At 72.1% G+C, this 26609-nt stretch carries 29 protein-coding genes, 2 tRNA genes, 1 other RNA gene and 1 pseudogene; 21 read left to right on the top strand and 12 right to left on the bottom strand.

Annotated elements, in window-relative coordinates; genetic code table 11:
* Positions 1-1298, bottom strand: a 1298-nt coding sequence (locus tag SSNG_RS43905) for a DNA polymerase III subunit gamma and tau (protein ID WP_042801319.1), incomplete at its 3' end; no start/stop codon positions are given.
* A gap of 65 nt (positions 1299-1363) precedes the next feature.
* Positions 1364-1462, bottom strand: an RNA gene (ffs, locus tag SSNG_RS38675) — signal recognition particle sRNA small type.
* A gap of 119 nt (positions 1463-1581) precedes the next feature.
* Here ffs and SSNG_RS18380 point away from each other — a divergent pair.
* The 3 genes from SSNG_RS18380 to SSNG_RS18370 all read left to right on the top strand — a co-directional run bounded on the left by SSNG_RS18380 (position 1582) and on the right by SSNG_RS18370 (position 5869).
* Positions 1582-1666, top strand: a tRNA-Ser gene (locus SSNG_RS18380).
* 233 nt (positions 1667-1899) lie between these two features.
* Positions 1900-4386 (top strand): helicase C-terminal domain-containing protein, encoded by a 2487-nt coding sequence (locus SSNG_RS18375; RefSeq protein WP_241695242.1) that lies wholly within the window; start codon positions 1900-1902, stop codon positions 4384-4386.
* 61 nt (positions 4387-4447) lie between these two features.
* Complete coding sequence (locus SSNG_RS18370) at positions 4448-5869, top strand: ATP-binding protein (protein WP_007265375.1); 1422 nt, start codon at positions 4448-4450, stop codon at positions 5867-5869.
* A gap of 365 nt (positions 5870-6234) precedes the next feature.
* On the opposite strand, the gene SSNG_RS18365 is transcribed toward SSNG_RS18370, so the two are convergent.
* The 3 genes from SSNG_RS18365 to SSNG_RS18355 all read right to left on the bottom strand — a co-directional run bounded on the left by SSNG_RS18365 (position 6235) and on the right by SSNG_RS18355 (position 8260).
* Positions 6235-6696 (bottom strand): hypothetical protein, encoded by a 462-nt coding sequence (locus SSNG_RS18365; protein ID WP_007265374.1) that lies wholly within the window; start codon positions 6694-6696, stop codon positions 6235-6237.
* A 110-nt stretch (positions 6697-6806) separates the two neighbouring features.
* Positions 6807-7775 (bottom strand): kinase, encoded by a 969-nt coding sequence (locus tag SSNG_RS18360; protein ID WP_050779661.1) that lies wholly within the window; start codon positions 7773-7775, stop codon positions 6807-6809.
* Positions 7772-8260: a MarR family winged helix-turn-helix transcriptional regulator gene (locus SSNG_RS18355; protein WP_007265372.1), complete on the bottom strand. Its 489-nt coding sequence runs from the start codon at positions 8258-8260 to the stop codon at positions 7772-7774. The genes SSNG_RS18360 and SSNG_RS18355 overlap by 4 nt, the downstream gene beginning before the upstream one ends.
* A 123-nt stretch (positions 8261-8383) precedes the next feature.
* Between SSNG_RS18355 and SSNG_RS18350 the strand changes: the two genes are divergently transcribed.
* On the top strand, positions 8384-9226 hold the full coding sequence (locus SSNG_RS18350) for an NAD(P)H-binding protein (protein WP_007265371.1): 843 nt from the start codon (positions 8384-8386) through the stop codon (positions 9224-9226).
* Between the two features lie 36 nt (positions 9227-9262).
* Here the strand turns inward: SSNG_RS18350 and SSNG_RS18345 are convergent, their stop codons facing one another.
* Together SSNG_RS18345 and SSNG_RS42175 are read right to left on the bottom strand one after the other, a co-directional pair.
* A complete protein-coding gene (locus SSNG_RS18345) occupies positions 9263-9928 on the bottom strand; it encodes a disulfide bond formation protein B (protein WP_241695078.1) in 666 nt (221 codons plus the stop codon).
* A gap of 13 nt (positions 9929-9941) precedes the next feature.
* Positions 9942-10100, bottom strand: coding sequence for a hypothetical protein (locus SSNG_RS42175; RefSeq protein WP_007265369.1), 159 nt, complete (start codon positions 10098-10100; stop codon positions 9942-9944).
* 314 nt (positions 10101-10414) lie between these two features.
* Here SSNG_RS42175 and SSNG_RS18340 point away from each other — a divergent pair, with 314 nt between their 5' ends.
* Positions 10415-10729, top strand: coding sequence for a hypothetical protein (locus SSNG_RS18340; RefSeq protein WP_129593313.1), 315 nt, complete (start codon positions 10415-10417; stop codon positions 10727-10729).
* A 241-nt stretch (positions 10730-10970) separates the two neighbouring features.
* On the top strand, positions 10971-11741 hold the full coding sequence (locus SSNG_RS41205) for a hypothetical protein (protein ID WP_007265367.1): 771 nt from the start codon (positions 10971-10973) through the stop codon (positions 11739-11741).
* On the opposite strand, the gene SSNG_RS18330 is transcribed toward SSNG_RS41205, so the two are convergent.
* Positions 11710-12609, bottom strand: a complete 900-nt coding sequence (locus SSNG_RS18330; protein WP_007265365.1) for a S41 family peptidase — start codon at positions 12607-12609, stop codon at positions 11710-11712. The two genes, SSNG_RS41205 and SSNG_RS18330, sit on opposite strands and share 32 nt — an antisense overlap.
* Before the next feature lie 178 nt (positions 12610-12787).
* Here SSNG_RS18330 and SSNG_RS18325 point away from each other — a divergent pair, with 178 nt between their 5' ends.
* Together SSNG_RS18325 and SSNG_RS18320 are read left to right on the top strand one after the other, a co-directional pair.
* Complete coding sequence (locus tag SSNG_RS18325) at positions 12788-13126, top strand: hypothetical protein (protein ID WP_042801314.1); 339 nt, start codon at positions 12788-12790, stop codon at positions 13124-13126.
* A 139-nt stretch (positions 13127-13265) separates the two neighbouring features.
* On the top strand, positions 13266-13502 hold the full coding sequence (locus SSNG_RS18320) for a hypothetical protein (protein ID WP_042801312.1): 237 nt from the start codon (positions 13266-13268) through the stop codon (positions 13500-13502).
* Positions 13503-13643: 141 nt separating this feature from the next.
* Here SSNG_RS18320 and SSNG_RS18315 read toward each other — a convergent pair whose 3' ends face one another.
* Entirely contained in the window at positions 13644-14456 is an 813-nt protein-coding gene (locus SSNG_RS18315) for a VOC family protein (RefSeq protein ID WP_007265363.1), read from the bottom strand.
* Between the two features lie 128 nt (positions 14457-14584).
* Between SSNG_RS18315 and SSNG_RS18310 the strand changes: the two genes are divergently transcribed.
* Positions 14585-15169: an HhH-GPD-type base excision DNA repair protein gene (locus SSNG_RS18310; RefSeq protein WP_042801310.1), complete on the top strand. Its 585-nt coding sequence runs from the start codon at positions 14585-14587 to the stop codon at positions 15167-15169.
* A gap of 97 nt (positions 15170-15266) precedes the next feature.
* Positions 15267-15740 (top strand): cupin domain-containing protein, encoded by a 474-nt coding sequence (locus tag SSNG_RS18305; protein ID WP_007265361.1) that lies wholly within the window; start codon positions 15267-15269, stop codon positions 15738-15740.
* Here SSNG_RS18305 and opcA read toward each other — a convergent pair.
* Complete coding sequence (gene opcA, locus SSNG_RS18300) at positions 15689-16621, bottom strand: glucose-6-phosphate dehydrogenase assembly protein OpcA (protein ID WP_007265360.1); 933 nt, start codon at positions 16619-16621, stop codon at positions 15689-15691. The two genes, SSNG_RS18305 and opcA, sit on opposite strands and share 52 nt — an antisense overlap.
* 84 nt (positions 16622-16705) lie before the next feature.
* Positions 16706-18370, bottom strand: a complete 1665-nt coding sequence (locus tag SSNG_RS18295) for a helicase HerA-like domain-containing protein (RefSeq protein WP_007265359.1) — start codon at positions 18368-18370, stop codon at positions 16706-16708.
* 88 nt (positions 18371-18458) lie between these two features.
* Here SSNG_RS18295 and SSNG_RS18290 point away from each other — a divergent pair, with 88 nt between their 5' ends.
* Positions 18459-18755, top strand: coding sequence for a type II toxin-antitoxin system VapB family antitoxin (locus SSNG_RS18290; RefSeq protein WP_007265358.1), 297 nt, complete (start codon positions 18459-18461; stop codon positions 18753-18755).
* Between the two features lie 79 nt (positions 18756-18834).
* Positions 18835-19533, top strand: a complete 699-nt coding sequence (locus tag SSNG_RS18285) for a LytR C-terminal domain-containing protein (RefSeq protein WP_042801309.1) — start codon at positions 18835-18837, stop codon at positions 19531-19533.
* An 18-nt stretch (positions 19534-19551) separates the two neighbouring features.
* On the opposite strand, the gene upp is transcribed toward SSNG_RS18285, so the two are convergent.
* Positions 19552-20187, bottom strand: a complete 636-nt coding sequence (gene upp, locus SSNG_RS18280; RefSeq protein WP_007265356.1) for a uracil phosphoribosyltransferase — start codon at positions 20185-20187, stop codon at positions 19552-19554.
* 182 nt (positions 20188-20369) lie between these two features.
* On the opposite strand from upp, the gene SSNG_RS18275 reads away from it, so the two are divergent.
* From SSNG_RS18275 to SSNG_RS18240, 9 genes and pseudogenes are all read left to right on the top strand, one after another.
* Positions 20370-21332 carry a universal stress protein gene (locus tag SSNG_RS18275; RefSeq protein WP_042801306.1) on the top strand — a complete coding sequence of 321 codons (963 nt, stop codon included), beginning with the start codon at positions 20370-20372 and terminating at the stop codon, positions 21330-21332.
* 122 nt (positions 21333-21454) lie between these two features.
* Positions 21455-21655 (top strand): hypothetical protein, encoded by a 201-nt coding sequence (locus SSNG_RS18270; protein ID WP_050779660.1) that lies wholly within the window; start codon positions 21455-21457, stop codon positions 21653-21655.
* A 299-nt stretch (positions 21656-21954) separates the two neighbouring features.
* Entirely contained in the window at positions 21955-22503 is a 549-nt protein-coding gene (locus SSNG_RS18265) for a hypothetical protein (RefSeq protein WP_007265353.1), read from the top strand.
* A 62-nt stretch (positions 22504-22565) separates the two neighbouring features.
* Positions 22566-22994 (top strand): tRNA adenosine(34) deaminase TadA, encoded by a 429-nt coding sequence (gene tadA, locus SSNG_RS18260; protein ID WP_050779885.1) that lies wholly within the window; start codon positions 22566-22568, stop codon positions 22992-22994.
* Between the two features lie 90 nt (positions 22995-23084).
* Positions 23085-23172 (top strand) — tRNA-Ser (locus SSNG_RS18255).
* 81 nt (positions 23173-23253) lie between these two features.
* A complete protein-coding gene (locus SSNG_RS18250; RefSeq protein ID WP_007265351.1) occupies positions 23254-23547 on the top strand; it encodes a hypothetical protein in 294 nt (97 codons plus the stop codon).
* 409 nt (positions 23548-23956) lie between these two features.
* Entirely contained in the window at positions 23957-24118 is a 162-nt protein-coding gene (locus SSNG_RS42170; protein ID WP_164720920.1) for a hypothetical protein, read from the top strand.
* Positions 24119-24629: 511 nt separating this feature from the next.
* Positions 24630-25427 (top strand): annotated as a pseudogene (locus tag SSNG_RS18245) (RNA polymerase sigma factor SigF); the annotation flags it as partial.
* Between the two features lie 229 nt (positions 25428-25656).
* Positions 25657-26496, top strand: coding sequence for an RNA polymerase sigma factor SigF (locus SSNG_RS18240; protein ID WP_042801303.1), 840 nt, complete (start codon positions 25657-25659; stop codon positions 26494-26496).
* The last annotated feature ends 113 nt before the right edge of the window (positions 26497-26609 follow it).

Below are 26609 nucleotides of genomic sequence, written 5' to 3'. Positions count from 1 at the left end.
GGCACGGGACCCCGTACGGCGGCACGCGCGGCCGCGACCCCGCCACCGGGACCGGCCGGGGCCATGCCGTGCGCCTCGGGCCCGGGGACGTAGCCCATGGCGGGCGCCGCGGCCGGCGCGGCGAAAGCGGCGGCGGGCGGTCCGCTGCGCTCCAGCCGGTCCAGCCGGGCCTGGAAGGAGCGCTCGTCGTCGAAGGCGGCCGGCAGCAGCACCCGGGCGCAGATCAGCTCCAGCTGGAGCCGGGGCGAGGTGGCGCCGCGCATCTCGGTGAGCCCGGCGTTGACCAGGTCGGCGGCGCGGCTGAGCTCGGCGGCCCCGAACACCGACGCCTGGGCCTGCATCCGCTCCACGACGTCGGCGGGGGCGTCGATCAGCCCCTTCTCCCCGGCGTCCGGCACGGCGGCCAGGATCACCAGGTCGCGCAGCCGCTCCAGCAGGTCGGCGACGAACCGGCGCGGGTCGTTGCCGCCCTCGACCACCCGGTCGACGACCTCGAACGCGGCGGCACCGTCCCCGGCGGCGAAGGCATCGACAACGGAGTCGAGCAGCGACCCCTCCGTGTACCCGAGCAGGGAGGTGGCCATGGCATACGTCACACCCGCCTCACCCGCACCGGCCAGCAGCTGGTCCATCACGGACATGGAGTCACGCACGGACCCGGCGCCGGCGCGCACGACGAGCGGCAGCACACCGTCCTCGACCTTGGCGCCCTCGCGCCCGCAGACCTCGCCGAGGTAGTCGCGCAGCGTCCCGGGCGGCACGAGCCGGAAGGGGTAGTGGTGCGTCCGGGAGCGGATCGTCCCGATGACCTTCTCGGGCTCGGTGGTCGCGAAGATGAACTTGAGGTGCTCCGGCGGCTCCTCGACCACCTTCAGCAGGGCGTTGAAGCCCGCCGAGGTGACCATGTGCGCCTCGTCGATGATGTAGATCTTGTACCGGCTCGACGCGGGCCCGAAGAAGGCCTTCTCGCGCAGGTCACGGGCGTCGTCGACACCACCGTGCGAAGCGGCGTCGATCTCGATGACGTCGATGGACCCCGGCCCGTTCCGGGCGAGGTCACGGCAGGACTGGCACTCCCCGCACGGATCCGGGGTGGGACCCTGCTCACAGTTGAGGCAGCGCGCCAGGATGCGCGCGCTGGTCGTCTTGCCGCAGCCTCGCGGGCCGCTGAACAGGTACGCGTGATTGACCCGGTTGTTCCGCAGGGCCTGCATCAGCGGGGCAGTGACATGCTCCTGCCCGATGACCTCGGCGAACGACTCGGGGCGGTAGCGGCGGTACAGCGCAAGGGACGACACGTCTACGAGGTTATCCGGGCCCACCGACAACCACGGCCCGCCGACGCCCCCGGACCCGCCCCGGAACGCAAAGCGCCCCTCACGCACCCGCCAGAGCCCACTTACCCTTGCTGCCTTCCGGCCCTGGGGGAGTTGGGTGAGATAGCGCCACGTGAGGGGCTGGGCCCCACCCTAGCGGATACGGGCCCCCGGAATCGAGCCCGCCCCCTCCCGGGATCCTCTCGGGACCCCCGCCCTGGATCGTGTTCGCGAGCACCCCTCAACGTCTTGTATTGTTTGCGGCGGAGGATTCGCCTAGAGGCCTAGGGCGCACGCTTGGAAAGCGTGTTGGGGGCAACCCCTCACGAGTTCGAATCTCGTATCCTCCGCAGCCGCCTGAACAGGCGAAACGAAGACCCCGGACCGCTCCAGCGGCCGGGGTCTTCGGCATGCCCTGGTTGCAGTTCTGGTTGCGCTTAGAAGTATCCATTTCGGATATTTCGGAGAATAGGCGGCCCTCTGGCACCGCAATGAGGCAGCTCACAAGCCGTCAAAGCCCACCAAGGGGGTACCTGCCCCATCCGGCACCCGCAGCTCACGGAGTACGCCATCCTTGAACCCGGTGCCGGGCCTCCGGCCCCGCTGCGACGGTCCCTGGTCTAACGAGGTGCACCTCCGTATGAAGTCCCGATCAACACTGGCGGCATGGCTGGGCAGCCTCGACGCCTCTCGTCTGGCACGCGTGCTCGGGACGCGGAAGGACGCCTCGTCCCCTCCGGAGCCGCGCTCGGTGGGGGAACTGGCCGACCGTCTCCAGCGCCCGGGATCGGTGGCGCTTGCCCTGCCGCAGCTCGCGCTGCCGCATCTCCAGGTCGCCGAAGCGCTGGCGGCGCTGCGTGTGCCCGCGTCACGCGATGCCCTGGCGGAGCTTTTGGGAGTTGCGGACGACGACACCACCCGCGAACTGGCGGCCGTGCTGGAGGCGCTGGCCGATCATGCTCTGGTCTGGCCGGACGGTGCGGAGAAGCTCCGCATGGCCGGACCGCTGCGGCAGGCGTGGGACGCGCCTCTGGGACTGGATGCCCCGCTGGAGGAACTGCTCTCGGGCACGACCTCCGACGAACTGCGCGGCATGCTGGCGGCACTGGGCGTCAGACCGCCGGGCACCAAGCCGCAGCGGCTGGCCGCTCTGGTGGAACATCACAGCGACCCGGAGCGGATCGCCTCCGTGGTCGCCGGGGCCCCGGCGGCGGTGCGGAAGCTGCTCGAAGGCCGAGCGGGGGCCGGGCCGGCGAGGCCCGCGCGGTTCATCATGTCCGTGAGTCCGGGCCCCGATGTCGAACCGGGCGCTCGATGGGCACTGGAACGGGGACTCCTGATCCAGGACCGCCACCGCTACGGTCCGGCCCGTATGCCTGCCGAGGTGGCGGTCGCGCTGCGCGGGCCCGGCTGGCACGCGCCGTTCCAACCCGTCCCGCCTTCCGCGCGATCGGCGTCCGTCACTCCGACGGAAGTGGACCGCGAGGCGTCGGCCGCGGCCGCGGCGTTCGCCACCCACGCCGCCTCGGTCCTGTCGGCCTGCTCGACGACCCCGCCGACCCGGCTGAAGTCCGGTGGGATCGGTGCGCGTGAACTGGCCCGGATCGGCAAGGCGGCCCAGGCCGACGACGCCGTCGTACGCCTCACCCTGGAGACCGCGTATGCCGCCGGGCTGCTGGCCCGGGACGGCGATCGAGTGGCCCCTACCGCGACCTACGACGCCTGGGCGGAGCAGGAACCCCCGGAGCAGTTCGCCGTACTGCTCCAGGCATGGCGGAACCTGCCGCTCACCCCCACCCAGGCGCGCGACGAGGACAACAAGGCTCTCCCTGCCCTCGCCGGCGCACCGCCCTGCAACGGCTGTGTGCAGGCCCGCCACGGGCTGTTGGCCGCAGCCGCCCGGCTCCCGGCGGGGCAGGGCGTGCGGGTCGCGTCGGATCTGGGGCCGCTCATCGCCTGGTACCGCCCCCTCGCCGACTCGTCGCCGGACGGACCGCCGTTCGCCACCGTGATCCGCGAGGCCGAACTCCTCGGCGTGCTCGCGCGCGGTGCCCTGTCCGCCATCGGCATCCACCTGCGGACCGGCGACGCGGAGGGGCTGGGGATCGAGTGCCGGCGACTGCTTCCCTCGGCCACCGTGACGGCCCGGATCGGCGCCGACCTCACCGCCGTCGTCACCGGCACACCGTCCGCGCGGCTGGCCGCAGTCCTGGACTCCGTCGCGGACCGGGAGACCAGCGGCACGGCGTCGGTATGGCGGTTCAGTGTCGGCAGCGTCCGCCGGGCTCTGGACGCCGGCCGCACCCACGAGGACATCACAACCGACCTGGCCACTGTCGCCGCCGGGCCACTGCCACAGCCGCTGTCGTACCTGATCGCCGACACCGCACGCGGCCACGGGCGTGTACGCATCGCCTCCGCCTCCTGCGTCCTCCACGGCGACGAGCCCGCACTCCTCGCCGAACTCGCCGCCCACCGCCAGCTGGCCAAGCTCGGACTACGACAGCTGGCGCCGACGGTGCTGATCAGTCGCAGCCCGCTCGACACGACCCTCGCCGCGCTCCGGGCCGAGGGGTACGCCCCCGTCGCCGAGACAGCCGAGGGCACGGTACGCATCGAGAAGGCCCGGCCTCGGCGGGCCGGCGCTGCCGTCCCGGCTCCGCGCGGCTCCAGGGCGAGGGGCGGCGGCCGGATCGCGACGAGCACGGCGAAGGAATCCGCCGCCTTCGACCCGAGCACCTTGGCGCTCCAGCTGCTGACGGCCCCGCCCGCTCCCGAACCGGCGCCACTCGACGGCGGAGCGCCCTTCGCCACGGACACCGAGGAGATCGTCGCGGGATGGGCGAAGCGCCTTCCGTACAGCGACGTCCGCCAGCTCGCTCATGCCATCGACGCCGGTCAGGCCATCACCGTCGAGTACGTCGCGACCTCGGGCAACCGGACGGTGCGCACGCTCAGCCGCCTCGACCTCGATCCGCCTTACCTCGAAGCCTGGTGCCACCTTCGGGACGCCGAGCGCGTTTTCACCCTCTCCCGCATCCACAGTGTCATGAGCGTCGCCCCTGAATGACCAAGAATGCTATCGGCGGCGATACTATCTCTGTCGAGAGTATCGCTCGCGGGAGGCTTACATGCGGCGCTTCATCGGACGGGACCGCGAGCTGAACGTGCTCGGCAGCGCCCTGCGGTCGGTCCGCGATGCCGTCGGCGCGGCGAAGCCGGGACAGTGCATCCTCATGCGCGGGCGGAGGCGGGTCGGCAAGTCCAGCCTCGTCGAAGAATTCCTCCGGCGCACCGAGGTGCCGTACCTGTTCTTCACTGCGGCGGGCGGAACGGCGGAGGACGAGCTGACGGAGTTGCTCGACGCCGTGGCCAGATCCACCCTGCCGGAGCGGGAACTGTTCTCGGAGGAGACTCCAGAGCAGTGGAATGCCGCATTCAGGCTACTCGCGGAGATCCTTCCCGAAGACAGTCCAAGCGTGGTCGTCATGGACGAGGTCCCATATCTGATGGACCGCATCGACGCCTTCGAGGGCATGCTCCAACGGGCATGGGACCGACTGCTCAGCCGCAAACCCGTGCTGCTCCTCCTGGTCGGCTCCGACCTGTCGATGATGGAGGCGCTGAACAGCTACGACCGCCCGTTCCACCAGCGGGGCCGGGAAATGGTCGTGGGGCCGCTGAATCCTGCCGACATCGGCGAGATGCTCGGGCTTGAGCCGGCGGCCGCCCTCGACGCGGCCCTGATCACGGGCGGACTTCCGCTGATCTGCGCGGAGTGGCGGCCCGGGGCCGATGTCTGGGAGTTCCTCCGCGACTCGCTGGACAACCCGATCTCGGCGCTGCTGGTCTCCGCCGAGCGGTCACTGGCCGCGGAGTTTCCGCCGCAGGCGATGAGCCGGGAAGTCCTGCGGGCCATCGGAAGCGGGGAGAGAACCTTCACCAACATCGCTCGCGCTGCGGGCGGTATCGCCCACACCACTCTCACCCGGGCCACCGACGTCCTGACCGAGAAGCGGGTGGTGGCAGCCGAGCTGCCCCTCTCCCTGAGGCCGTCGAAGGAACGTCGCTACCGCGTGGCCGATCCCTACCTCCGGTTCTGGCTCGCGTTTCTGGATCCGCACATGGCGGAGATCGAGCGGATGCGGGGAGACCTGACGCTGAGCCGGATCAAGGAGCAGTGGACGAGCTGGCGGGGGCGGGCGATCGAACCCCTCGTCCGGGAATCCCTCGCCCGCCTCCTGCCGGACGGGCTCCTACCCGCCGCCCCGGCGATCGGCGGCTACTGGACCCGCAGCAACGACGTCGAAATCGACTTGGTCGGCGCCGACCGGCAGCCGGTGGCCAAGGAACTGCTCTTCCTCGGTTCGGTCAAGTGGCTGGAGAACTCCTCGTTCGACAACCACGACCTGGCGGCGCTGCAGAAGCACCGGGCCGCCATCACCGACGAGCCGGTACCGCTCGTGGCGGTCTCGCGCAACGGGACCACCTGTTCCGGGCTCCAGGCGGCGTACGGACCCGAAGAACTGCTCGGCGCCTGGCGCAGGGCATGAGCAGGGCTTGACTCCTGTGGTTGCAGTTCTGGTTGCATTCACCCCCGCTCCGGACCCCCGTACGAACATTTGGAGAGCGTGTTGGGGGCAACCCCTCACGAGTTCGAATCTCGTATCCTCCGCAGCCGCCTGAACAGGCGAAACGAAGAGCCGGACCGCTGATTGCGGTCCGGCTCTTCGGGACCAACAGCGGTCAGGTGCTCGCTGACCTGTTCACGTCCGAGCTGGTGGAGAGACGAAGGGTTTTGTCCCAAGCAGTCACTAGCCCCGCAGCGGCGGCCGTGGCCAGGGCGACGCCTACAGCTGACGAGCCAAGGCAAAGACGATGCCAGCGAGACACAGGGTGAACGGCTGTCCGGACGGGGTCACCACGGGAAGCCCTCGACGCAGCCGTACGCGACGAAAGAGCCGGCCACCAGGACGCCGGTCGCGGCGAGGCCCCGGCGGCGCCAGTCCGGGAAGGTGCAGAGGGCCACCAGGGCCGGACCGGCGGCCAGGGCCGAGAAGGTGAGGAGCGAGGGCTCCGGGTACCCGTGGGCCGAGAGCGGGGCCAGCAGCGTCAGGGCGTACATCTGGAGGGCGAGGCAGGCCGGGAGCGTGGCCGTTCTCGGGCGGACGTCCAGCAGGCGCAGGGCGATCACGAAGAAGACCACCGCCACGGCGAACCACGAGACGAAGGCGATGAACTGGTACACCGGGAGGCAGATCGTGGTGCCGGTTTCGCAGCGGGCGTCCTCGGTGGCGCCCCACCACCACAGCCCCATCGCCAGGTACCCGGTGAACAGACCGGAGAGGGTCCCGCCCACCACTGAGTAGATCTTGTCCATGCGTCAGACGCTCCCAGGGCGGGAAAGGTGCGTCCTGAGTACGCGTACTCAGATGCGGCCACTTCCGTAGACACTGTCTACTCAGTGGGCCGGGGGCTCTTCACCACCCGTTACGTCGCTTCCGCGCGGGCCAGGGCCGCCGCGCGCTGACCGGGGACCCCCAGGACCCCCGCGCCGGTCCAGTCGTCGGCGGGGCCGAGGGTGCGGTGGAGGCGGGTGGGTCCGGGGAGGGCGACGGCGCAGGCGGACTGGGCCGCGGCGGCCTTCGCGGGGGTGGCGGGGTCGTCGTGGGGCAGCAGGATGCCGAGCACGGTGCCGCTGTGGGCGCAGGCCACGCCGAGCCCGCCGACGTCCCAGCAGACGCGCAGCAGGACGGGCAGGGCGGGGCGCGGGTGGCGGCGGGCGTGCAGTTCCGCGCTGCGGGTCGCGACGCGGCCGAGGGCGGGCAGGTCGGCGGCGCGGACCGCCTCGCGGGTCCGGTCGAGGAGGAGGGCGTACTCGCGCCGGTCGTCCGCGCCGGGTGCGGCGGCCGCGCGGTTGCGGACGATGGTGTCGACCGTGCCGCCCTCGTCGTAGCCGACCACCGTCATGGCGGGCACGGTGCCCAGCCGTTCCCGGAGCCGGACCTCGCGGTGCCCGAAGGCGACGATCTCGTCGTACATGACCCCGTCGGTCGGCTCCACGCCGCGCAGCAGCGCCTCGACGTCGGCGGGGCCGAACCGGGCGCCCACGGCGTCGGCGACGGCCCGGGCGGTGGCCACGAGGTCGGCCGAGGAGCTGGCCATGCCCTTCCCCTCGGGCAGTTCGCCGCCCAGGCGCAGCCGGCCGCCGCCGTCGAGGCCGGCGGCGCGCAGGGCCCGTACCGCCAGCCGTGCCGCCCGGTGCTTGTGGGCCGGGGCGACCCGGACGCCGGCGGCGGACGGTTCGTAGGCGAACTCGGCGGTGGACCACCGCGCCAGCGGCAGGGTCACCATGAAGTGGCCGCCGGCGCCGGGCAGTACGCCCTGGAGCAGTTCCCCGAAGGTGCCGAAGGCGCTGCCGCGGCCGGCCCCGGCCACCGCCACCGCCGGGCGGCTCAAGCCCCGCGCCGACGCAGGGACTCCTGGGACGCGACGTACTTCAGCATCAGGCGGGCGAAGTCCAGGCGTTCGCGCTCGCTCCAGTCGGCGGTGATGTACTCGAACGCCGAGCGCTGGTGCCGGCGGAAGCGGGCCATCAGCTCCTCGCCCCCGGGGCTGAGGTGGAGGACCGTACGGCGGCCGTCCTGCTGGGAGGCGGCGCGGACCAGGTAGCCGGCGGAGATGCAGTCGGACACCATGCGGCTGGCCACCGAGGGGTCGGTGCCCAGGTGTGCGCCGACCGCGCCGACGGTGACCTCGCGGGCGCCGTCCTGCCCGATCTCCAGGACCACGTTGAGGACCAGGGTCCGGCCGAGGTCCTTCTGGGAGATCGGGTCCTCGACCTCCAGGAGCGAGGAGCGCCGCAGCTTCCCGAACGCCGGGCCGACGGCGTTCAGCAGCTCTTCGTCACTCATGTCCGCCGCGTCCGCCTGCTGCTTCGTCATGCCCCTCATCGTACATACGTGACTGACGACAAACATGTGTTGACCTGAAAACGTGTGCATGCAAGCATGCATACATATGTCGGCGGTCAACGAACGGCTGCCGTCACCACGAACGGAGAACCCATGAGCACCCTCGTCACCGGCGCCCGCGGCAAGGTCGGCCAGGCCCTCGTCGGCCGCCTGCACGCCGCCGGCCACGCCGTCCGCGCCGCCAGCTCCCACCCCGCCCGGCTCACCGTCCCGACCGGCGTCGAAACCCGCGAGCTCGCCCTCGACCGCCCCGAGACCTTCGCCGCCGCACTGGACGGCGTCCGGCAGGTCTTCCTCTACCCCGAGCCCGCCGGCATCCACGAGCTGATCGCCGCCGCCGGGGCCGCCGGCGTCGAGCACGTCGTCCTGCTGTCCTCGTCCACCGTCCTCGCCCCCGGCGCCGCGGACGACCCGCTCGCGAGCCACAGCCTGAAGGTCGAGCGCGCCCTCGCCGCCTCCGCCCTGACCTGCACCTTCCTGCGCCCGGACGCCTTCGCCAGCAACTCCTTCGGCTGGGCGTACCCCATCGGCCGGTCCCTGCCGGTCCAGCTCGCCTACCCGGACGCGCACATCGCGCCCATCCACCCCGAGGACATCGCCGACATCGCCTTCGAGGCCCTCACCGGCGACTCGCTCACCGGGCGCCGGCTCACCCTGACCGGCTCCGAGTCGCTCACCTTCCGCCGCCAGCTCGCGGTCCTGGCCGACGCGATCGGCCGCGAGATCCCCGTCGAGCAGATCACCCGCACCGAGGCCGAGCGCCAGATGGGCGCCCACATGCCCGCCCCGATGGTCTCCTCGCTGCTCGACCTGTGGGAGGCCGCGAACCACGGCCCCGCCACCGTCGCCGACACCACCGAGACCCTCCTCGGCCGCCCCGCCCGCACCTACGCCCAGTGGGCCCGCGAGAACGCCGCTGCCTTCGCCGGCCACTGAGCCGGCCAAGCGTCCCGGAGCGGATGACCCGCTACCTCACGGCAGATCGGTGAAGAACCGGTAGCCGGTCGGGTCGCCCGGCATCTGCCAGTGCAGGCCCTGGAGGAGGAAGCAGGCCACCAGGTTGCTCACCGCGAAGAACGCGAGGACGGCCAGGGTGAAGCCGGCCGCGCGGCGCAGGGCCGGCGAGGCCTGGGCGGCGCCCAGGGGCTGGAACTCGCGGGCCAGGACGAGGTTCACGGCCGCCGCGAGGACGGCGAGCAGGAAGGTGATCGCGGCCCAGGTGTACAGGTGCAGGCCGAACAGGGCGCCCGCGTAGCCGGGGTCCGGGGGGACGATGTGCATCAGCACCTGCGAGGCGGAGACGGTGCTGCCGATCAGCGCCGAGACGATCGCGACGCCCCACCCGGAGGCGAACTCGGCGGTGCTCACCGCGCCCTTGCGCGAACGGGCGACGATCATGGCCGGTCCGAGCGCGCTGAGCAGCATGAACATCCGCTGGAGCAGGCACATCGGGCAGGGGTACTCCCACAGGCCGAACTGGAAGACGTACGCGCCGCCGATGGTGGCGCACATGCCCAGCACGTAGGCGTGGGCGAACCAGAGGCCGAGGCGGTGGGAGAGACGGGCGGGGGGAAGGGTGACGGTGGTGGGGGTCGCGGTGGTGGTGGTCGCCGTGGTGGTCATCGCCGTGGTGGTCATCGCGTGCTCCTCCTCAGAAGCTCAGGCCGAAGGCGCGGTCGAGGTGGGGGAGGAACGCGAGCGTCGTGAGCGCCAGCGTCCCCGCCCACAGCAACAGCCATGGCCCGCGCGGCCAGGCGCGCAGCACCGCCCAGAGGCAGAGGGAGATCAGGAGGAACAGGAGGGTGTACATGGCGTCCTTGCTTCATCGAAAGGCTCTTGCCACCACCCTCGTCCGGCCCTCCGGCCCCCGGTAGGACCCCCGGACCGATGGGCCCATAGGCCGGCCCTATGCCCCGTCGCGACCGGGACGCCAGCCTCTGAGCTGCCGGCGTGCCGTCCTGCTCGATCGGACGGGCCGCGGCCTGAGCGCACGCCCCGCACGCTCCTCACGCCCCTCCTTCACCACCACACGCCGTGTCACGGAACGTGACCTCCACCTACCGTCGGTCATGGCACCTGGTCGGGCGAGAGGAAAGAGGCGGACGGATGAGGATGAGGATGCGGATGGGGACGAGGATGAGGATGCGGGCGCGGAGGACGGCGGGGCTGTTGGGGGCGTGCGCGGCGGCCGTGGCGCTGGCGCTGGCGGTCCCCGGCACGGCACAGGCGGCCCAGGGCGTCCTGTTCATCGACGGTGCGCCCAACGAAGCCCCCAGCGGCTGCTTCCCCCTGGGCGACTTCGCCCCGTCGGAGGTCGTCAACCTCACGGACGGGGTCGCCTGGGTGTGGAGCGGCCCCGCCTGCGACGGCAGGGTGGTGCACCCGATCTTCCCGGGCCAACTGGCGATCGGCCACGGCCGCAGCCTCTTCATCGAGTAGCCGCCCGCGCGCGGTGGAGGCGGTCCCGGGCCCGCCGCGGAGGTCCAGGAGGCGGTCGGCCCGGCACGCCGCCGGATCACGGCCGTCCGGCCCCTCCCGGGTCACACGGCCCGTGGCCTCCCCCGAGTGCCCCCAACTCACGTGTCTACAGCTGTCCCTGACCTCACATCAGGGACACCTCAGGGCGGGCCCCGGGGTTTCCCGGTGACCCCCGGGGCGTGCGGGGCGGCACCTTGGAGGCATGCAGACCAACACCCTCCGCCGCCGCGCGGCCGTCGGGCTCGGCCTCGCCGCCGCCCTCACCGTCGCCGTCGCCGGGACCGCGACCGCCGCACCCACGCCCACGCCCACGCCCGCACCCGCGCCCGCACCCACGCCGTCGTACGACTTCACCGACTGCCCGGCCATCCCCGCCGGGGTCGACGCGGCACAGTGGAAGTGCGAGGTACTGACCGCCACCGGGTCCCTGAAGCTCGGCGACCGCACCCTGCCCGAGTTCGCCCCGATGACCCTCACCCACGCCGAGGGCCCGATGCCCGACGGGAGCAAGGGCCAGGTCTGGGGCGCGCTGCGCAGCGGCCCGACCGCCGTCCCCGGCGGGCTGATCGGCAACCCCGCCGGGGACCGCAACCCCGCACTCGGCCTCTCCCTCCAGCCGGAGTACGGCGGGCGCTCGGACTTCTACAGCGTCGGCGACGACATGGGCCTCTTCACGCTCCGCTATCGCGCGCTGAGCCCGCTCCTCCCGCCGGGCTGCACCATCGGCACGGACGGCGCCCCCATCGAGATCCGGCTGAAGCGCGTGGGCAAGTCCGAGCGGATCTCGAAGAACCCGCCCGTGATCAAGTTCGCCGCCGCCGACGACTCCTTCGCGGTGCCGGCCGCCAAGGGCTGCGGGCCGCTGGGGAAGGTCCTGAACGACAAGCTCGGCCTCCCCGCCGGGACCGGCAACTCGATCACCCTGTCCGCGCTCTACACCTTCAGGACGTACGACCAACTGCCGCCGCGCTGAGGACGAGCGCCTCCTCCAGGGCCCGCTCCGCCGGGACCTGGGCGTCCGGTACGACGCCCACGCCCTCCCAGTTGGTGCCGGTGACGGTGTTGACGGACCGGGCCGTCGGCACGGTCACCAGGATGTGCTCGGCGACCGCGTGGCGGGCCGTCGGATGGGCCCCGCCGCGCGTGGTCGCGCCGACGACGACGGCCCTGCCGTGCGCCTGCAGGGTGTACGCCACGTCCTCGCCCCCGGAGAACGTCGTCCCGCTGGTCAGCACGTGGACGGGGCGGTCCGTGTAGCGCGGCGCGGGCAGGTGTGCGGTCGTCCAGTACTGCCGGGTCGTGTCGGTGACCCGGTCGTAGATGTCGTTGAGGTGCACCTGGTCGTCGGGGAAGAAGTAGCTGCACCACAACGCCGCCCCCTCCGGGGACCCGCCGCGGCACTCCCGCAGGTCCAGGACGAGCGCGGAGCTGTTCGCGACCAGCCGCATGGCCGCGCCGATCGCGCCGGCGCCCTCGATCGCGGTCGCGATGCGGCGGACGTCGATGACCGCCACGTTCCCCTCCAGGTGCTCGACGCGGCGGATCCCCTGGTGCTCCGCCCTGAGGAGCGCGAGGAACGCGGCCTCGCCCCCGTCGTCGTCCACCGGTTCGAGCGACTGCGGCTCGTCCGTCCACAGCAGGCGCAGGTGCTTGTCCGGGCACACGTCCTGGAGGTCCGCCGTCACGGTCGCGCAGAGCGCCGGCCCGTCGAGACCCGCGTACGCGCCCTCCGCGAGCCTCCTGCGGATCGCCGCCTCGACGGCGCCGGTCTTCTCGGGGAAGACGTAACCCGCGCTGATCCGCTCCAGGGCCCGTTCGATCACTTGTTCATTGGTAGGCATGGTCGGTCACCCTAGGCCGCCGGCGGAAAACCCTCCCCCCATTTACGCCCGCCCCGACGCCCCGCCGGGAACGGCTGCGGCAACTGCGGCCGTACCGAGTGGAACTGGGTACGCGTACTCACGACACCGCGGCCGTCCGGGCCGACGCTGGAGGCACACCACGCCCCAGGGAGAACCGATGAACGAGCGCACGCTGATACGCCTGACCTTCGCCAATCCCGCCTCGGCGGTCTACCTCACCGTCGTCGCCGGCGCCATCGCGGTCGCGACGGGCGTCTCCCTCTTCGGTCAGGACCCGGGGTTCGTCTGGATCTGGCCCACCCTCTTCACCGCCCCCTCCTCCTTCGCCACGATGGCCGTCGGGATGCTGGTCTGGGGTGCGTCGAAGCCTCCCCTCTGGTTCTCCGTCGGCGTGCTGGTCGCCTGCGCCCTCGTGCAGTCCGCGGTCCTCGGCGCCGTCTGGGAGGCGGTCCGCCGCGGCCGGAGCCGCTCCCTCGCCGGCCCGCGGAACGGCTGACCGGCGGAATCCGGCTCCCTCCGGCGGGGGAAGCGGGCGGGCGAGTGATCGATTCTGCGGTGAATCGGCTCCGGCAACCGGGTGATCAGGAGTGTCCTCGGCTGGTGGGCGGCATCGGGCGGACGCTATCCCTGCACGCATGATCAAGAACATCGCCGCCGCCGCGGCGCTCGCTCTCAGCACCGCCCTGTTCACCAGCACCCCCGCCCAGGCCGCGCCGAGCTCCTTCCCGCTCCCGCCCTTCGGCTATCCGGTGGTCTACACGGTCACCTCGGCCCCGTCCGTCTGGGACGCCCCGCTGGTGCTCCACCCCGCGTACCACCCGGCGCACCACCCCGCCTTCCGGACCGCGCTCACCGTCCACCCGCTGTACTGACGCCCGCACGCCGGCCCCGCTCCCCCGCCGTGTCGACCGGCGGGGGAACGGCTCCGGACTCGGGCGGCCAGGGGGCCCCTAGGGCCTGTCGTCAAACTCCCGTCTGCCCTCCGGGCGACGACGGGAGTTTGACGACAGGCCCTAGCCGAAGCTCGGCATCTCCCCGACCGTCGTCGACAGGTCGATCACCGCGAACGCCGCCCCCTGCGGGTCGGTGACCGCCGCGAAGCGGCCGAAGGGGCTGTCCATCGGCCCGAAGTGCAACTGCCCGCCGTGCTTGCGGGTCTTAGCGACCGCCTCGTCGCAGTCCGGCACCGCGAAGTAGACCTGTACGTACGAGGGGATCTCGGGCGGGAACTCCTCGCCCATCCTCATCCGGCCCAGCACCGGGTTCTGCGGACCGCCCACGCTGAAGACGTTGAAGTCCATCCCGGACGCCTCCGGGTCGTCACCGGGGTCCATCTGCTGGGACTCGTACGGGAAGACCTGTGACAGGAAGCCGTCCGCCTTGTCCGGCTCGCGCGTGAACACCTCCGCCCAGGCGTACGCACCGGACTCGCCGAGCTTCTCGAAGCCCTTGTGCTCGCCGGGCTGCCAGACGCCGAAGACCGCGCCGCTCGGCTCCTTGGCGATCGCCATCGTCCCGAACGTGCCGACCTGCATCGGCTCCATCATCAGCGTGCCGCCCGCCGCCTTGATCTTCTCGGCGGTCGCGGCGGCATCGGACGAGGCGAAGTAGAGACACCACTGCGAAGGGGCGTCACCTCCCGGCATCGGCGGCACCACGGCCGCGACCGCCTTGCCGTCGGAATAGGCCTGCGTGTAGTTGCCGTACTCGCTGCTGGCCTCGCCGAAGGTCCAGCCCAGCACGTCGCCGTAGAACTCCTTGGCGCCCTCCACGTCGGAGAACATCGCGTCCGCCCAGCACGGGGCGCCTTCCGGGAACTCAGCCATGGTCGATCGACTCCTGTGTCGTCTGCCGTCCGTACGCGTGCTTGCCCTGTCGCTCCCACGCTAGGCGGGGGGTCTGACAATCGCGCGCCGACCGGGCGCCGGGGCCCCCGCTGGGGGAGGCTGGGGGCATGGACGACATCACCATCCGGCTCGCGCAGCAGCCCGAGGCCGACGCCCTGCTCGCGCGCAGCCCGCTGGCCGCGCTCACCGGCATGCTGCTCGACCAGCAGGTGCCGATGGAATGGGCGTTCTCGGGGCCCTGGACCATCGCCCAGCGGCTCGGCACCGACGACCTCGACGCGCACGCCATCGCCGCCCACGACCCGGAGGCCTTCGCGGCGCTGCTGTCGCAGAAGCCCGCCGTGCACCGCTACCCGGGATCGATGGCGAAGCGGATCCAGCAGCTCTGCGCGTACCTGGTGGAGCACTACGACGGCGACGCGGCCGCCGTCTGGGCCGACGCCGCCGACGGCGCGGAGCTGCTGGCCCGGCTGAAGGCGCTGCCGGGCTTCGGGGAGCAGAAGGCGCAGATCTTCCTGGCCCTGCTGGGCAAGCGGTTCGGCGTCCGCCCGAAGGGCTGGCGCGAGGCCGCCGGCGGCTACGGCCTGCCGAACGTCCACCGCTCGGCGGCCGACATCACGGGCCCGGAGTCCCTGGCGAAGGTCCGCGAGTACAAGCAGGCACAGAAGGCCGCCGCCAAGCGCTCCGCGTGAGCCGACGGGGCGTGAACTTCCGTCGCTGAAACGGAGTTGAGCGGTCCAGGGGTACCCGTCGGCAGGGCGCGGGGCCGGGCGCCGTAGGGTCGGCGGCATGATCGAGAACCTCACCCGTGCCGCAGACGCCGAAGTCATCTCCGACGGCCCCGGCAGCTTCATCACGCTGCTCACCGACACCCCGGAACTCACCTGCAACACCGCGTGCTTCGAGGTGGGCGCGGCCGGGGCCCCGGTGCACTTCCACACCAAGGCCACCGAGTTCTTCCACGTCACGGACGGCCGGCTCGACGTGCTCGTCGGCGACGAGATCCACACCCTCACCAAGGGCGACTTCATCAGCGTCGCCCCCGGTGTCAAGCACGCCTTCGCCCCGGCCGCCGGCCACACCGCCGAGGTGTTCGTCGGCTTCACCCCCGGCATGGCCCGCTTCGACTACTACCGTCTCCTCGGGCGGGTGCGCGCGGGCGAGGCCACCGTGCAGGACATCATCGACAGCCAGCCCACGTACGACAACCACTACGCCGAGAGCGACGTCTGGGCCGCCCGGCCGCGCAGCACCGAGGCGTAGACCTCGTCGGCGTCGAGCCGCCGCAGCTCCTCCGCGATCAGCTCGGCGGTGCTGCGGATCTTGAGCGCGACCTTGCGGTCGGGCCAGCCCGGCAGCACCAGCGTGGCCAGCGAGCCGGTCGGGCGGTCCACGACCACCTCGCCGGCGGAGGTCTCCAGCCGGACCCGGGTGATGACCGGCCCGTCCGACGCCGCCCGGGCCACCGGCACGCCGAGCCGGTCCTCCAGCCAGCGCGCCAGCAGCGCGGCGCTCGCGTTGTCGGGCTCGCTCTCCACCGCGGCGGCGGTCACCGCCAGCGGCTTCTGGTCGAACGCGCAGGCCAGCAGGGAACGCCACGGCGTGAGCCGGGTCCAGGCGAGGTCGGTGTCACCCGGGGCGTACGAGGCCGCGCGCGCGTCCAGCACGCCGACCGGGTCCGGTGCCTCCTGCGCGTCGGTGATCCGGCGCTGGGCCAGCGCGCCCAGGTCGTCGCGGGCGGGATCGGCGGGCGCCTCGGCCGGCCACCACGCAACCACCGGCGCGTCCGGCACCAGCAGCGGGAGCACCACCGAGCCGGCCTGGGTGGTGAGGTCGCCGTGCAGGCGCAGGATCACGGTCTCCCCGGAGCCGGCGTCCGTTCCCACGCGCAGCTCGGCGTCGAGCCGGGTCCGGCGCCGCCGTTCCGGGCCCCGGTGGGTCCGCTTGATCACCGCGATGATCCGGCACGGGTGCTCCCGCGAGGCCTCGGAGGCCGCGCGTACGGCGTCGTAGGCGTTCTCCTCGTCGGTGACGATGACGAGGGTCAGCACCAGCCCCATGGTCGGGCTGCCAACGGCCCGGCGGGCGTCGAGCAGCGCCCGGCCGATCTTGCTGGACGTGGTGTCGGTGAGTTCGGTCCGCATGCCCCGAGTCTGTCAGCGCGCGCCGGGCGCCCGACAGCCGGTTCGCTCGATTCCGTCTGGAGGGGGGACCCCGGGGGGCCCGGCTCAGCGGCGGCGGCGCGCGGTCCCGAAGATCGACCGGGAGATCTCCCGGCCCAGCTGTGTCCCGATCGACCGCGCCAGGGAGCGGAACAGCCCGCTCCCCACGACCTGTTCGGTCAGCGAGGGTTCGGGCTTCGGGGCGGACCGGGCGGACCGGGCGGCCTTCTCGGCCTCCTTGGCCTGCTTCTCGGCCTCCGCCGCCGCGGCGGCCGCCTCCGCCTCGGCCTCCGCGGCGGCCTGTTCGGCGGTGATCTTCTCGTACGCGGACTCGCGGTCGACCGGCTCCGCGTAGCGCGGGTACAGCAGTGAGGACTTCACCGCCCGGTCCAGGGCTCCGGCGTCGACCGGCCCCATCAGCGACTGCGGTGCGCGCAGCCGGACGGCGGCGACCGGGGTCGGGGCGCCCTTCTCGCTGAGCACCGTGACGACGGCCTCGCCGGTGCCGAGCCCGGTGAGCGTCTCCTCCAGGTCGTAGGGGGAGTTGGGGAAGGTCTTCACCGTGGCCCTGAGGGCCTTCGCGTCGTCGGGGGTGAAGGCGCGCAGGGCGTGCTGGACGCGGTTGCCGAGCTGGGCGAGCACGTCCGCGGGAACGTCCTTGGGGGTCTGGGTGACCAAGAAGACGCCGATCCCCTTGGAGCGGATCAGCCGGACCGTCTGGGTGATGGATTCCAGGAACGCCTTCGAGGCCCCGGTGAAGAGGAGGTGCGCCTCGTCGAAGAAGAACACCAGCTTGGGCCGGTCCAGATCGCCGACTTCGGGAAGTCCTCCGTAGAGGTCGGCGAGCAGCCACATCAGGAATGTGGAGAAAAGCTGCGGTTTGTCCTGTACTGCCGGGAGTTCCAGGACGGAGACCACTCCGCGCCCGTCGGCGGCCGTCCGGAGCAATTCGCTCGTGTCGAATTCGGGCTCGCCGAAGAATTGCGTGGCGCCCTGCTGCTCGAATGCCGTCAGGGCGCGCAGGATCACTCCGGCGGTCACGGTCGAGAGGCCGCCGATTCCCTTCAGCTCGGGTTTTCCCTTGTCGGACACGAGGAAGGCGACGACCGCCCGCAGGTCCTTGAGGTCGATCAGCTCCAGGCCCTTGGCGTCGGCGTAGTGGAAGATCAGGCCGAGCGACTGCTCCTGCGTCTGGTTGAGCTGGAGCACCTTGGACATCAGCACCGGCCCGAAGGCCGTCACGGTCGCGCGGACCGGGATCCCGGGGCCGATCCCGCCGAGGGAGTAGAACTCGGCGGGGTACGCGGTCGACTCCCACTCCTGCGCGACCTCGCCGGCCCTGGCCGCGGTCCGCTCGTTCGCCGCGCCGGGGGCGGAGATGCCGGAGACGTCGCCCTTGACGTCGGCCAGGAAGACGGGCACGCCGTTCGCCGACAGCTGCTCGGCGATCAGCTGGAGCGTCTTGGTCTTGCCGGTACCGGTCGCTCCGGCCACCAGCCCGTGCCGGTTGAGCATGGCGAGGGGGATCCGGATCTGCCGCTCGGGCAGGCACTTCCCGTCCCAGAGCAGGGCTCCGAGGTCGAGCGCGGGGCCGGTGAAGGCGTACCCGGCGGCAATCGCGTCGACGGCGGGGTCGGGCGCCCCGGGCGGGTGGGGCGCCCCGGGCGGTTCGGGCGCCCCGGACGGATCGGGCGAGCCGGCCGGAACGGCCGGGCCGGTGCTCTGGCTCATGCATCCCTCCCGAAATATTCCTGTCTGCCACTTTTGCACCGACGGCGCGAGGCTGCGCCCGGAGGCACCGGCCCGGTAGGCTTTCCGTGTGATCTTCAAGCGCATCGGAAACGGGCGGCCGTACCCCGACCACGGCCGGGAGAGCGTCCGGCAGTGGGCGGACGTCGCGCCGCGCCCGGTACGGCTCGACCAGCTCGTGACGACCAAGGGGCAGCTGGACCTCGAAACCCTGCTCGCGGAGGACTCCACCTTCTACGGGGACCTCTTCGCCCACGTCGTGAAGTGGCAGGGCGACCTCTACCTGGAGGACGGGCTGCACCGCGCCGTACGCGCGGCCCTCCAGCAGCGCCAGGTCCTGCACGCGCGCGTCCTCGAGATGGACTGATTGCGCCTTTCGGGTCTGCCTTACCCGATCAACAGATCATTTAGTAGGCATCGTTCCGGTACGGCACTACGCTGCGCCCATGAGCATGCTCACTCCCCCCGGCATGGGCGGAAAGTACCGCGTAACGGGAGCTGCCTACCCCCGTATGAGCCGCCCCCGGCGGCGTCGGAAGATCGTCCTCGCCCTGCTCGGATCCGTCCTGGCCCTGGCCCTGCTCGGCTACGGGGCGCTGCAGCTCATCGACGTGTTCGGCGGCGACGACAGCGGCAAGCGCAACACGGCGGCGTCCGACGGGAACTGCCCCACGGCCTCCGCCAAGCCCGCGAAGGCCAACGCCAACGCCGTGAAACCCGCAACCGCCCCGGACGCGGGCCCCGCCGTCTCCAAGGCCCCCGCGGTCGCCCTTCCGCAGCCCGCCCAGATCACCGTCAACGTCTACAACGCGACCCCGCGCGCCGGCCTGGCCAAGGCCGTCGGCGACGAGCTGAAGAAGCGCGGCTTCGCCGTCGGCCACGTCGGCAACGCCCCCGCCGACTTCGACAAGAAGGTCCCCGGCCCCGGGATACTGCTCGGCTCCCCGCGGACGGACAAGGCCGCCTACTCCGTCCTCGGCACCCAGCTCGCCGGGGTCACCACCCAGACCGACGCCCGCGAGGGCGCGGACATCGACCTGATCCTCGGCGACTCCTTCAAGGAGCTCAGCACGAAGGAGGACGCGGACAAGGCGCTGGCCGTCCTGGCCAACCCGCCCGCGCCCGCGCCCTCCGCGAAGTGCTGATCCCCTGAACCGGGGTACCTACTCGGCCGAGCCGTACATGCGGTCGCCCGCGTCGCCCAGGCCCGGGACGATGTAGCCGTGCTCGTTGAGCCGCTCGTCCACGGCGGCCGTCACCACCGTCACCGGCGTGCCCGCGAGCTCGCGCTCCATGACCTCGACGCCCTCCGGCGCGGCCAGCAGCACCACGGCGGTCACGTCGTCGGCGCCGCGCTTGATGAGCTCCTGGATCGCGGCGACCAGCGTGCCGCCGGTGGCCAGCATCGGGTCCACCACGTACACCTGGCGGCCGGAGAGGTCCTCGGGCATGCGCGTCGCGTACGTGGAGGCCTCCAGGGTCTCCTCGTTGCGGACCATGCCCAGGAAGCCCACCTCGGCGGTCGGCAGCAGCCGCACCATGCCGTCCAGCATGCCGAGGCCGGCGCGCAGGATCGGGACGACCAGCGGGCGCGGGTACGACAGCTTGACGCCGGTGGTCGGGCCGACCGGGGTCTCGATGTCGGACTGCTCGGTGCGCACGTCGCGGGTGGCCTCGTACGCGAGGAGCGTCACCAGCTCGTCGGCGAGCCGACGGAAGGTGGGGGAGTCGGTGCGCTTGTCGCGCAGCGTGGTGAGTTTGTGCGCCACCAAGGGGTGATCGACGACCTGCAAACGCACAACATCCTCCAAGACTCAGCCGGGCTTCGACCTGCGATCAGCGAACTGCGAGACCCTGCTACCTGCGAAAACGGCCGCCTGTTCGCGACCCACTGGCAAAAGGCTACGCGGTGTGCGCACCGCCGCGCGTCCGCCGTGGGCCCTGAGATGCGGGCCGCGCGGCCGCCCAGCAGGCTGGACTGGTGAGCAACGGACTGGTGATCGCGGCCGTCGACGGATCCGAGCACAGCCTCCGCGCCCTGGAGTGGGCCCGCGCGGCCGCCCTGCGGCACGGCACCGGCCTGCTGGTCGCCCACGTGCTGCCCGAGGCCACCCAGCTGTACGCCGGCCGCCGCTCGGCCCTGCACGACCCGAACGAGCCCGAGGAGTACGCGGACCCCGTGGGCGACCGCGTACGCGCCATCCTGGAGGCCTCCCCCGAGCGGCCCGCGGAGATCCGCTACGAGGCCCTGGAGGGCTCGGTCCCGGCGGCCCTGCGGGTGATCAGCGGCGAGGGCTCGCCCCGGATGCTGGTGATGGGCTCCCGGGGGCGCGGCGGGTTCGCGGCGCTGCTGCTCGGCTCGAACAGCAGGGCCGTGGCCACCACCGCCTCCTGCCCCGTGGTGGTGGTCCCGCACGCCGGCCGCGACGCGGCCGCCGACCCCTCCGGGGAGGCCGCGGGCGCCTCGGCCGGCAAGGTGGTGCTCGGGCTGCACGTCACCGAGACGCCCGAGGACGTGCTGTCGTTCGCCTTCGCGGAAGCCGCCGCACGGGGGACCACCGTCCAGGTGGTCTCGGCGTACGCGATCCCGCCCGGCCCGGCGAACCTGCTCGGCGGCCCCTTCGCGGTGATCCCGCCCGAGGCCCTCGCCGACGAAGGGGACGCCGTGCCGGCCGAACGGGAGATGCTGCGGGCCCAGGCCCGGCGGCTGGAGGCGGTGCGGGGCCGGTACCCGGACGTGCCCGTCGAGCAGGCCGCCGAGCCCGGGAACGCGGCCGGGCGGCTGGTGGAGGCGTCCCGGTCGGCCGCGCTGGTCGTGGTGGGCCGCCACCACCCGCGCGTACGGTCCCTGCTGATCGGGTCGGTCGCGCACGCGGTGCTCCAGCACGCGCACGGCCCGGTGGCCGTCGTACCGGCCCTCACCGACGAGGACGCCGAGGTCTGACCCCTGACCTGGGGTGATCTGCGCGCCGCTGGCATCAAACGCGCCGGCCGGGGGAAGGTGGGAGCGGGGGGTCTGCTCCGTGACGCGGAGGAGGACGACCGGACCAGCCTGGGGTGGTGCCGATGCCCGAGACGCAGCCGAACGACACCGACGGGAGAGAGGCGTACGAGGCGCCGGAGACGGCGGCGCAGCGCAGGGCGCGACGCGCGCAGTTCCTGCGCGATCTGAACGAGGCCAGGGAGCTGCGCGACCGGGTCCAGCCCCGGCGCGCCCGAGCGGCCCGGATGCGGCAGCAGATGCGGATGCGCACCTTCCGCTGGTGACCGGGCGACCGGGCCGAGGCCGGGCGACCGGGCGACCGGGGCGAGGCCGGGCGTGCCACCTGGCGCGCCGCCCGGCCCACCGGCGTGCGCGCCGACGGCCCCCTGACCGGGCTCGCGACCGGGCGCGCCACCGGCGCCGCGACACGGCCGCCGCGCGGAAGACCTCTCGCAAAGCCGCTGTTTCTGCCACGATGCCGATTGGGCGGGGTGCGGATGGCAAGCGTCACGGCCGTGCACACCCCAACCTCCGGCCGGGGGGACCTCCAACCGGCACACCTATGACCAGTGGGAGAGTCACGGTGTATTTCGCCGCACTGCTCGCGCGCACCGAAGACGGGTGGGAAGCGAGCGACATGGAACTCGACGACGTCGAGTCCCTCAGTGATCTGATCGATCTCGCACGGTCCGCCGCTGTCGACGACGACACGGTGGTCGCCCTCATCGAGCAGGAGGACGCCTGGTTCGGCGTCATCCGCGTGGACGGAGAGGAGGACCCCCGCTACTTCGTGTCGAACGCCTCCGTGGCCGACCGCAGCTCCTACGGCGCGATGCTCACGAAGGAGCTGCTGGGCACCGACGAGGAGGACGACGACCTCGACGAACTGGACCTGGACGGCACCGAGGACGGCGACGACGAGCCGGTCGCCGCCTACACGGACGAGGACGACGGCGCGGACGACGAGCCGCGCGCCGGCTCCGAGCCCCTGCCGGCCGGCCCCCTCGGCGACCCCCGGCTGCTGGACGACCTCGGGGTCGGCCACAAGGAACTGCTGACCCTCGACGGAGACGCCCTCACCGAGATCGCCGACGCCCTCGGCGCCACCGACGTGCTGGAGGCCGTCCGCTAGTGATCACCGAGCACCACCTCACGTACGACCCCGATCCCGTACGGGATCCCTGGCGGGACTCCATGCGCCTGGCGCTGGAGGAGGCCGCCCTGGCGGTACCGGCCGGCGACGTGCCGGTCGGTGCCGTCGTGCTCGGCCCCGGCGGGGAGCTCCTCTCCACCGGGCACAACGAACGGGAGGCCGCCGGAGATCCCACGGCGCACGCCGAGCTGCTGGCGCTGCGCCGGGCGGCCGCCCGGCTCGGGGAGTGGCGGCTGACCGGGTGCACCCTGGTGGTGACCCTGGAGCCCTGCGTGATGTGCGCGGGCGCGCTGGTGCAGTCCCGCGTGGCGCGGGTCGTCTACGGCGCGGGGGACGAGAAGGCGGGCGCGGCCGGGTCGCTGTGGGACCTCGTACGCGACCGCCGGCTCAACCACCGCCCCGAGGTGATCCGCGGGGTGCTGGAGCAGGAGTGCGCGCGGCAGCTCACGGACTTCTTCAGGGCGCTGTGAGCCCCTCGCGGGGGCCTTCCGGGAGCGGTGAGCCAGGCCACGTCCTGCGGATTTGCAAAGCACTCCCCACCTTGGGCTAGGATCTCTCTCGGTGGTGTGTCCGAGTGGCCGAAGGAGCTCGCCTCGAAAGCGAGTATGGGGCAACCCATCGGGGGTTCAAATCCCTCCACCACCGCCACTGAGAGCCCCGGTTCGTACGAACCGGGGCTCTCGCGCGTGCCCGCCGTGACCGGGCCGCCCGCTCGGCCGTTGTCACGGCATGACCAAGACCCAGCGCATGCTCGCCGCCTTCGCCCTCGCGGGGGCCGCCGCGGGCCTCGCCGCACCCGCCGCCTCCGCCGCGCCCCTGGACGCGGCCCCGCTCAGCCTCCCGGACCTCCCGGCCGCCGCCCCGGGCATGCCCGCCGGCGCCCAGCCCTCCGTCCCCGAGATCGGCGCGCGGCTCAGCCAGGGCGCGAACCAGCTCAACCAGCTGATGACCCTGCCCGACCAGCTCTCCCCCGTGATCGCGCCCGTCCAGCCGCTCCTGGGCCTCGCCGGCGCCATCCAGTAGCCCCCCGGTGCCCGACGGCGCCCGCGGCACCCCCCGCTCCGCTCCGCCCGCCCCAGACGCGAAGAAGGTCCCGACCGGAGTCGGGACCTTCAACGGTGGGGACGGGGGAAGTGGCGATCGGGGGGACAAGCCACTTCCCCCGACGGGGACGGAACCTGCCAGCCCGAGCCGCAGTCAGGGGGGAAGCTTGCGGCTCGGACCCCGCAGTGAGGTCCTGTCCCTCACCCACCGGTTTCCTGCCAGAACCGGTGGGCTCGTGTTCAATCCTGCGCCCGCCCCGACCGGGCACCCAGCGGCAAAGGGCCCCAACCACCGGGTCATTGGTCCTTAAAGGACAGGTGAGTGACCAAACCTGACCGGTTAGACTCACCCGACTTTGCAGCGCCGGTTGGGGAGGCCGACACCGTCCATGGACACCAAGAAGCTCATCACGGGCGTCCTCACCGTGTTCGTCCTCTTCGTGATCATCACCCAGCCCAAGCGGGCGGCGGAGATGGTGGGAATAGGCTTCCAGGGCATATCGGATGCCGCCTCCGGCATCGGCGAGTTCATCACCGAACTGGTGAACTGAAACCGCACGCCGAAGCGATTTCCGGACTTCCGGGTCCCCCACTCCGACGGGTGGGGGACCTTTCGCGTTCACGGCCGGCGGAGCCGGTAAAAGGAATACCGCTAAATGCCCAACTTGCCCTCAACACGGCTATATACGGTGCTTGCACATAGTGCACATCTCTTGTGATGCTATGACCGCTTTTGACCGATGAGTTGAGCGAAGGGGTGGCGTGACCGTGCCGGCCAGTACTGCGCCTCAGGTGCCTCCCCAGCAAGAGCTCCGCCCGCACGAACCGCGCCACCAGGATCCGCGACCGGCCGAGCACCGCACCGCCGAACCGCGCACCGCCGAGCCCCGCCCGGGCGGGCCGCGTCCGGGGGAGCCGCGTCCGGGGGAGCCGCGCGCAGGGGAGCCGTGCCTTGGGCCCCGTCCCCAGGAGCAGTCGCAGGAGCAGTCGCGGGAGCAGTCACAGGACGCACCCCCGGACGGGTCCCAGGAGCCGTCGCAGGACCCGTCCCAGGACCCGCCCCCGGACCCGTCCCCGACGCCGGCCAGGCCGCAGGGCCGGGGAGCCGACACCCGGGCCCTGACCCAGGTGCTCTTCGGCCAGTTGAAGGACCTGGAGCCGGGCACCAGCGAGCACCACCGGGTGCGCGGGGCCCTGATCGAGGCCAACCTCCCGCTCGTCCGGTACGCGGCCGCCCGCTTCCGCAGCCGCAACGAGCCGATGGAGGACGTGGTCCAGGTCGGCACCATCGGCCTGATCAACGCGATCGACCGGTTCGACCCGGAGCGCGGGGTCCAGTTCCCCACCTTCGCGATGCCGACGGTCGTGGGCGAGATCAAACGGTACTTCCGCGACAACGTCCGCACCGTCCACGTCCCGCGCCGCCTGCACGAGCTGTGGGTGCAGGTGAACGCCGCGACCGAGGACCTCACGACCCTCCACGGCCGGACCCCGACCACTCCCGAGATCGCCGAGCGCCTGCGCATCAGCGAGGACGAGGTGCTGTCCTGCATCGAGGCCGGCCGCAGCTACCACGCGACCTCGCTGGAGGCCGCGCAGGAGGGCGACGGCATGCCCGGGCTGCTCGACCGGCTCGGCTACGAGGACCCCGAGCTGGCCGGTGTGGAACACCGCGACCTCGTGCGCCACCTGCTGGTGCAGCTGCCCGAACGCGAGCAGCGGATCCTCCTCCTGCGCTACTACAACAATCTGACGCAGTCGCAGATCAGCGCGGAGCTGGGCGTCTCGCAGATGCACGTGTCCCGGCTGCTCGCCCGGAGCTTCGCCCGTCTGAGATCCGCAAACAGGATCGAGGCCTAACCGGATCGGGTGGAGCTGTTCCAGCGTTTCCCTACAGAATCGGCTCATTCTGCTCGGTCGGCCGACTGTCGCTGGAGATACTTGTCGACATGACGCTACAGCGTGTTGCCGACATGTGACATTCTGCTGGAACCGCGTTTGCCGCAGCCCCGCCTCCGGTATTCAGGTGGAGGCTGCGTTCCTCCGACGGGCGCAGAGACGCGACCGTCCGCGACCTCAAGGGGGTGGCATGTCCGCAGAACAGGGCAGCTCCAAGGTGCTCACGCTCGACACGCGTGAGCTGCCGGCAGTGGCCGACCGCTCGGAAGCCATCGACACCCGCACCCTCTCCCGCTCCCTCTTCCAGCGACTCGCCGCCCTGGACGTGGACAGCCCCGAACGGGCGTACGTACGAGACACCCTGATCGAGCTGAACCTGCCGCTGGTGCGCTACGCGGCGGCTCGGTTCCGCAGCCGGAACGAGCCGATGGAGGACATCGTCCAGGTCGGCACCATCGGCCTGATCAAGGCGATCGACCGGTTCGACTGCGAACGCGGCGTGGAGTTCCCGACGTTCGCGATGCCGACCGTCGTGGGCGAGATCAAACGATTCTTTCGAGACACTTCCTGGTCCGTCCGCGTCCCGCGCAGGCTCCAGGAACTGCGCCTCGCGCTGACCAAGGCGAGCGACGAACTGGCCCAGAAGCTGGACCGGTCCCCGACCGTCCCGGAGCTGGCGGCCGTGCTCGGCGTCACCGAGGAGGAGGTCGTCGACGGCCTCGCCGTCGGGAACGCCTACACCGCCTCCTCGCTCGACTCGCCCTCCCCGGAGGACGAAGGCGGCGAGGGCTCTCTCGCGGACCGCCTCGGGTACGAGGACAGCGCACTGGAGGGCGTCGAGTACCGCGAGTCGCTCAAGCCGCTGCTCGCCAAACTCCCGCCCCGGGAACGGCAGATCATCATGCTGCGGTTCTTCGCGAACATGACCCAGTCGCAGATCGGCGAGGAGGTCGGCATCTCCCAGATGCACGTCTCCCGCCTGCTCACCCGCACCCTCGCCCAGCTGCGGACGGGCCTGATCGGGGACTGAAGCACGGAGCAGAGGGCAGGGCAGGGCGGGTCAGGCCAGGCGGGGCAGGCAGGGCGGGTCAGGCCAGGCGGGGCGGGCGGGGTTCACATTTGACATCGCGTCAGGAACACTGG

It is taken from the genome of Streptomyces sp. C (genome assembly GCF_000158895.1).
GTDB classification, from domain to species: Bacteria; Actinomycetota; Actinomycetes; order Streptomycetales; family Streptomycetaceae; genus Streptomyces; species Streptomyces racemochromogenes.
This window is presented reverse-complemented; position numbering and strand designations above follow the sequence as displayed.

Excerpts from the sequence above, each read along its gene's own strand:
- SSNG_RS18345 (WP_241695078.1), bottom strand. The coding sequence starts at position 9,928 with ATGACCACCACGGCGATGACCACCACGGCGACCACCACCACCGCGACC.
- SSNG_RS18310 (WP_042801310.1), top strand. The coding sequence starts at position 14,585 with ATGGACGACATCACCATCCGGCTCGCGCAGCAGCCCGAGGCCGACGCC.
- SSNG_RS18305 (WP_007265361.1), top strand. The coding sequence starts at position 15,267 with ATGATCGAGAACCTCACCCGTGCCGCAGACGCCGAAGTCATCTCCGAC.
- SSNG_RS42175 (WP_007265369.1), bottom strand. The coding sequence starts at position 10,100 with ATGTACACCCTCCTGTTCCTCCTGATCTCCCTCTGCCTCTGGGCGGTG.
- SSNG_RS18340 (WP_129593313.1), top strand. The coding sequence starts at position 10,415 with ATGGGGACGAGGATGAGGATGCGGGCGCGGAGGACGGCGGGGCTGTTG.
- SSNG_RS18330 (WP_007265365.1), bottom strand. The coding sequence starts at position 12,609 with ATGCCTACCAATGAACAAGTGATCGAACGGGCCCTGGAGCGGATCAGC.
- SSNG_RS18365 (WP_007265374.1), bottom strand. The coding sequence starts at position 6,696 with ATGGACAAGATCTACTCAGTGGTGGGCGGGACCCTCTCCGGTCTGTTC.
- SSNG_RS18270 (WP_050779660.1), top strand. The coding sequence starts at position 21,455 with ATGCCCGAGACGCAGCCGAACGACACCGACGGGAGAGAGGCGTACGAG.
- SSNG_RS18285 (WP_042801309.1), top strand. The coding sequence starts at position 18,835 with ATGAGCATGCTCACTCCCCCCGGCATGGGCGGAAAGTACCGCGTAACG.
- SSNG_RS18355 (WP_007265372.1), bottom strand. The coding sequence starts at position 8,260 with ATGACGAAGCAGCAGGCGGACGCGGCGGACATGAGTGACGAAGAGCTG.
- opcA (WP_007265360.1), bottom strand. The coding sequence starts at position 16,621 with ATGCGGACCGAACTCACCGACACCACGTCCAGCAAGATCGGCCGGGCG.
- tadA (WP_050779885.1), top strand. The coding sequence starts at position 22,566 with ATGCGCCTGGCGCTGGAGGAGGCCGCCCTGGCGGTACCGGCCGGCGAC.
- SSNG_RS18315 (WP_007265363.1), bottom strand. The coding sequence starts at position 14,456 with ATGGCTGAGTTCCCGGAAGGCGCCCCGTGCTGGGCGGACGCGATGTTC.
- SSNG_RS18370 (WP_007265375.1), top strand. The coding sequence starts at position 4,448 with ATGCGGCGCTTCATCGGACGGGACCGCGAGCTGAACGTGCTCGGCAGC.
- SSNG_RS18250 (WP_007265351.1), top strand. The coding sequence starts at position 23,254 with ATGACCAAGACCCAGCGCATGCTCGCCGCCTTCGCCCTCGCGGGGGCC.
- SSNG_RS18320 (WP_042801312.1), top strand. The coding sequence starts at position 13,266 with ATGATCAAGAACATCGCCGCCGCCGCGGCGCTCGCTCTCAGCACCGCC.
- SSNG_RS41205 (WP_007265367.1), top strand. The coding sequence starts at position 10,971 with ATGCAGACCAACACCCTCCGCCGCCGCGCGGCCGTCGGGCTCGGCCTC.
- SSNG_RS18240 (WP_042801303.1), top strand. The coding sequence starts at position 25,657 with ATGTCCGCAGAACAGGGCAGCTCCAAGGTGCTCACGCTCGACACGCGT.
- SSNG_RS18325 (WP_042801314.1), top strand. The coding sequence starts at position 12,788 with ATGAACGAGCGCACGCTGATACGCCTGACCTTCGCCAATCCCGCCTCG.
- SSNG_RS18350 (WP_007265371.1), top strand. The coding sequence starts at position 8,384 with ATGAGCACCCTCGTCACCGGCGCCCGCGGCAAGGTCGGCCAGGCCCTC.
- SSNG_RS18295 (WP_007265359.1), bottom strand. The coding sequence starts at position 18,370 with ATGAGCCAGAGCACCGGCCCGGCCGTTCCGGCCGGCTCGCCCGATCCG.
- SSNG_RS42170 (WP_164720920.1), top strand. The coding sequence starts at position 23,957 with ATGGACACCAAGAAGCTCATCACGGGCGTCCTCACCGTGTTCGTCCTC.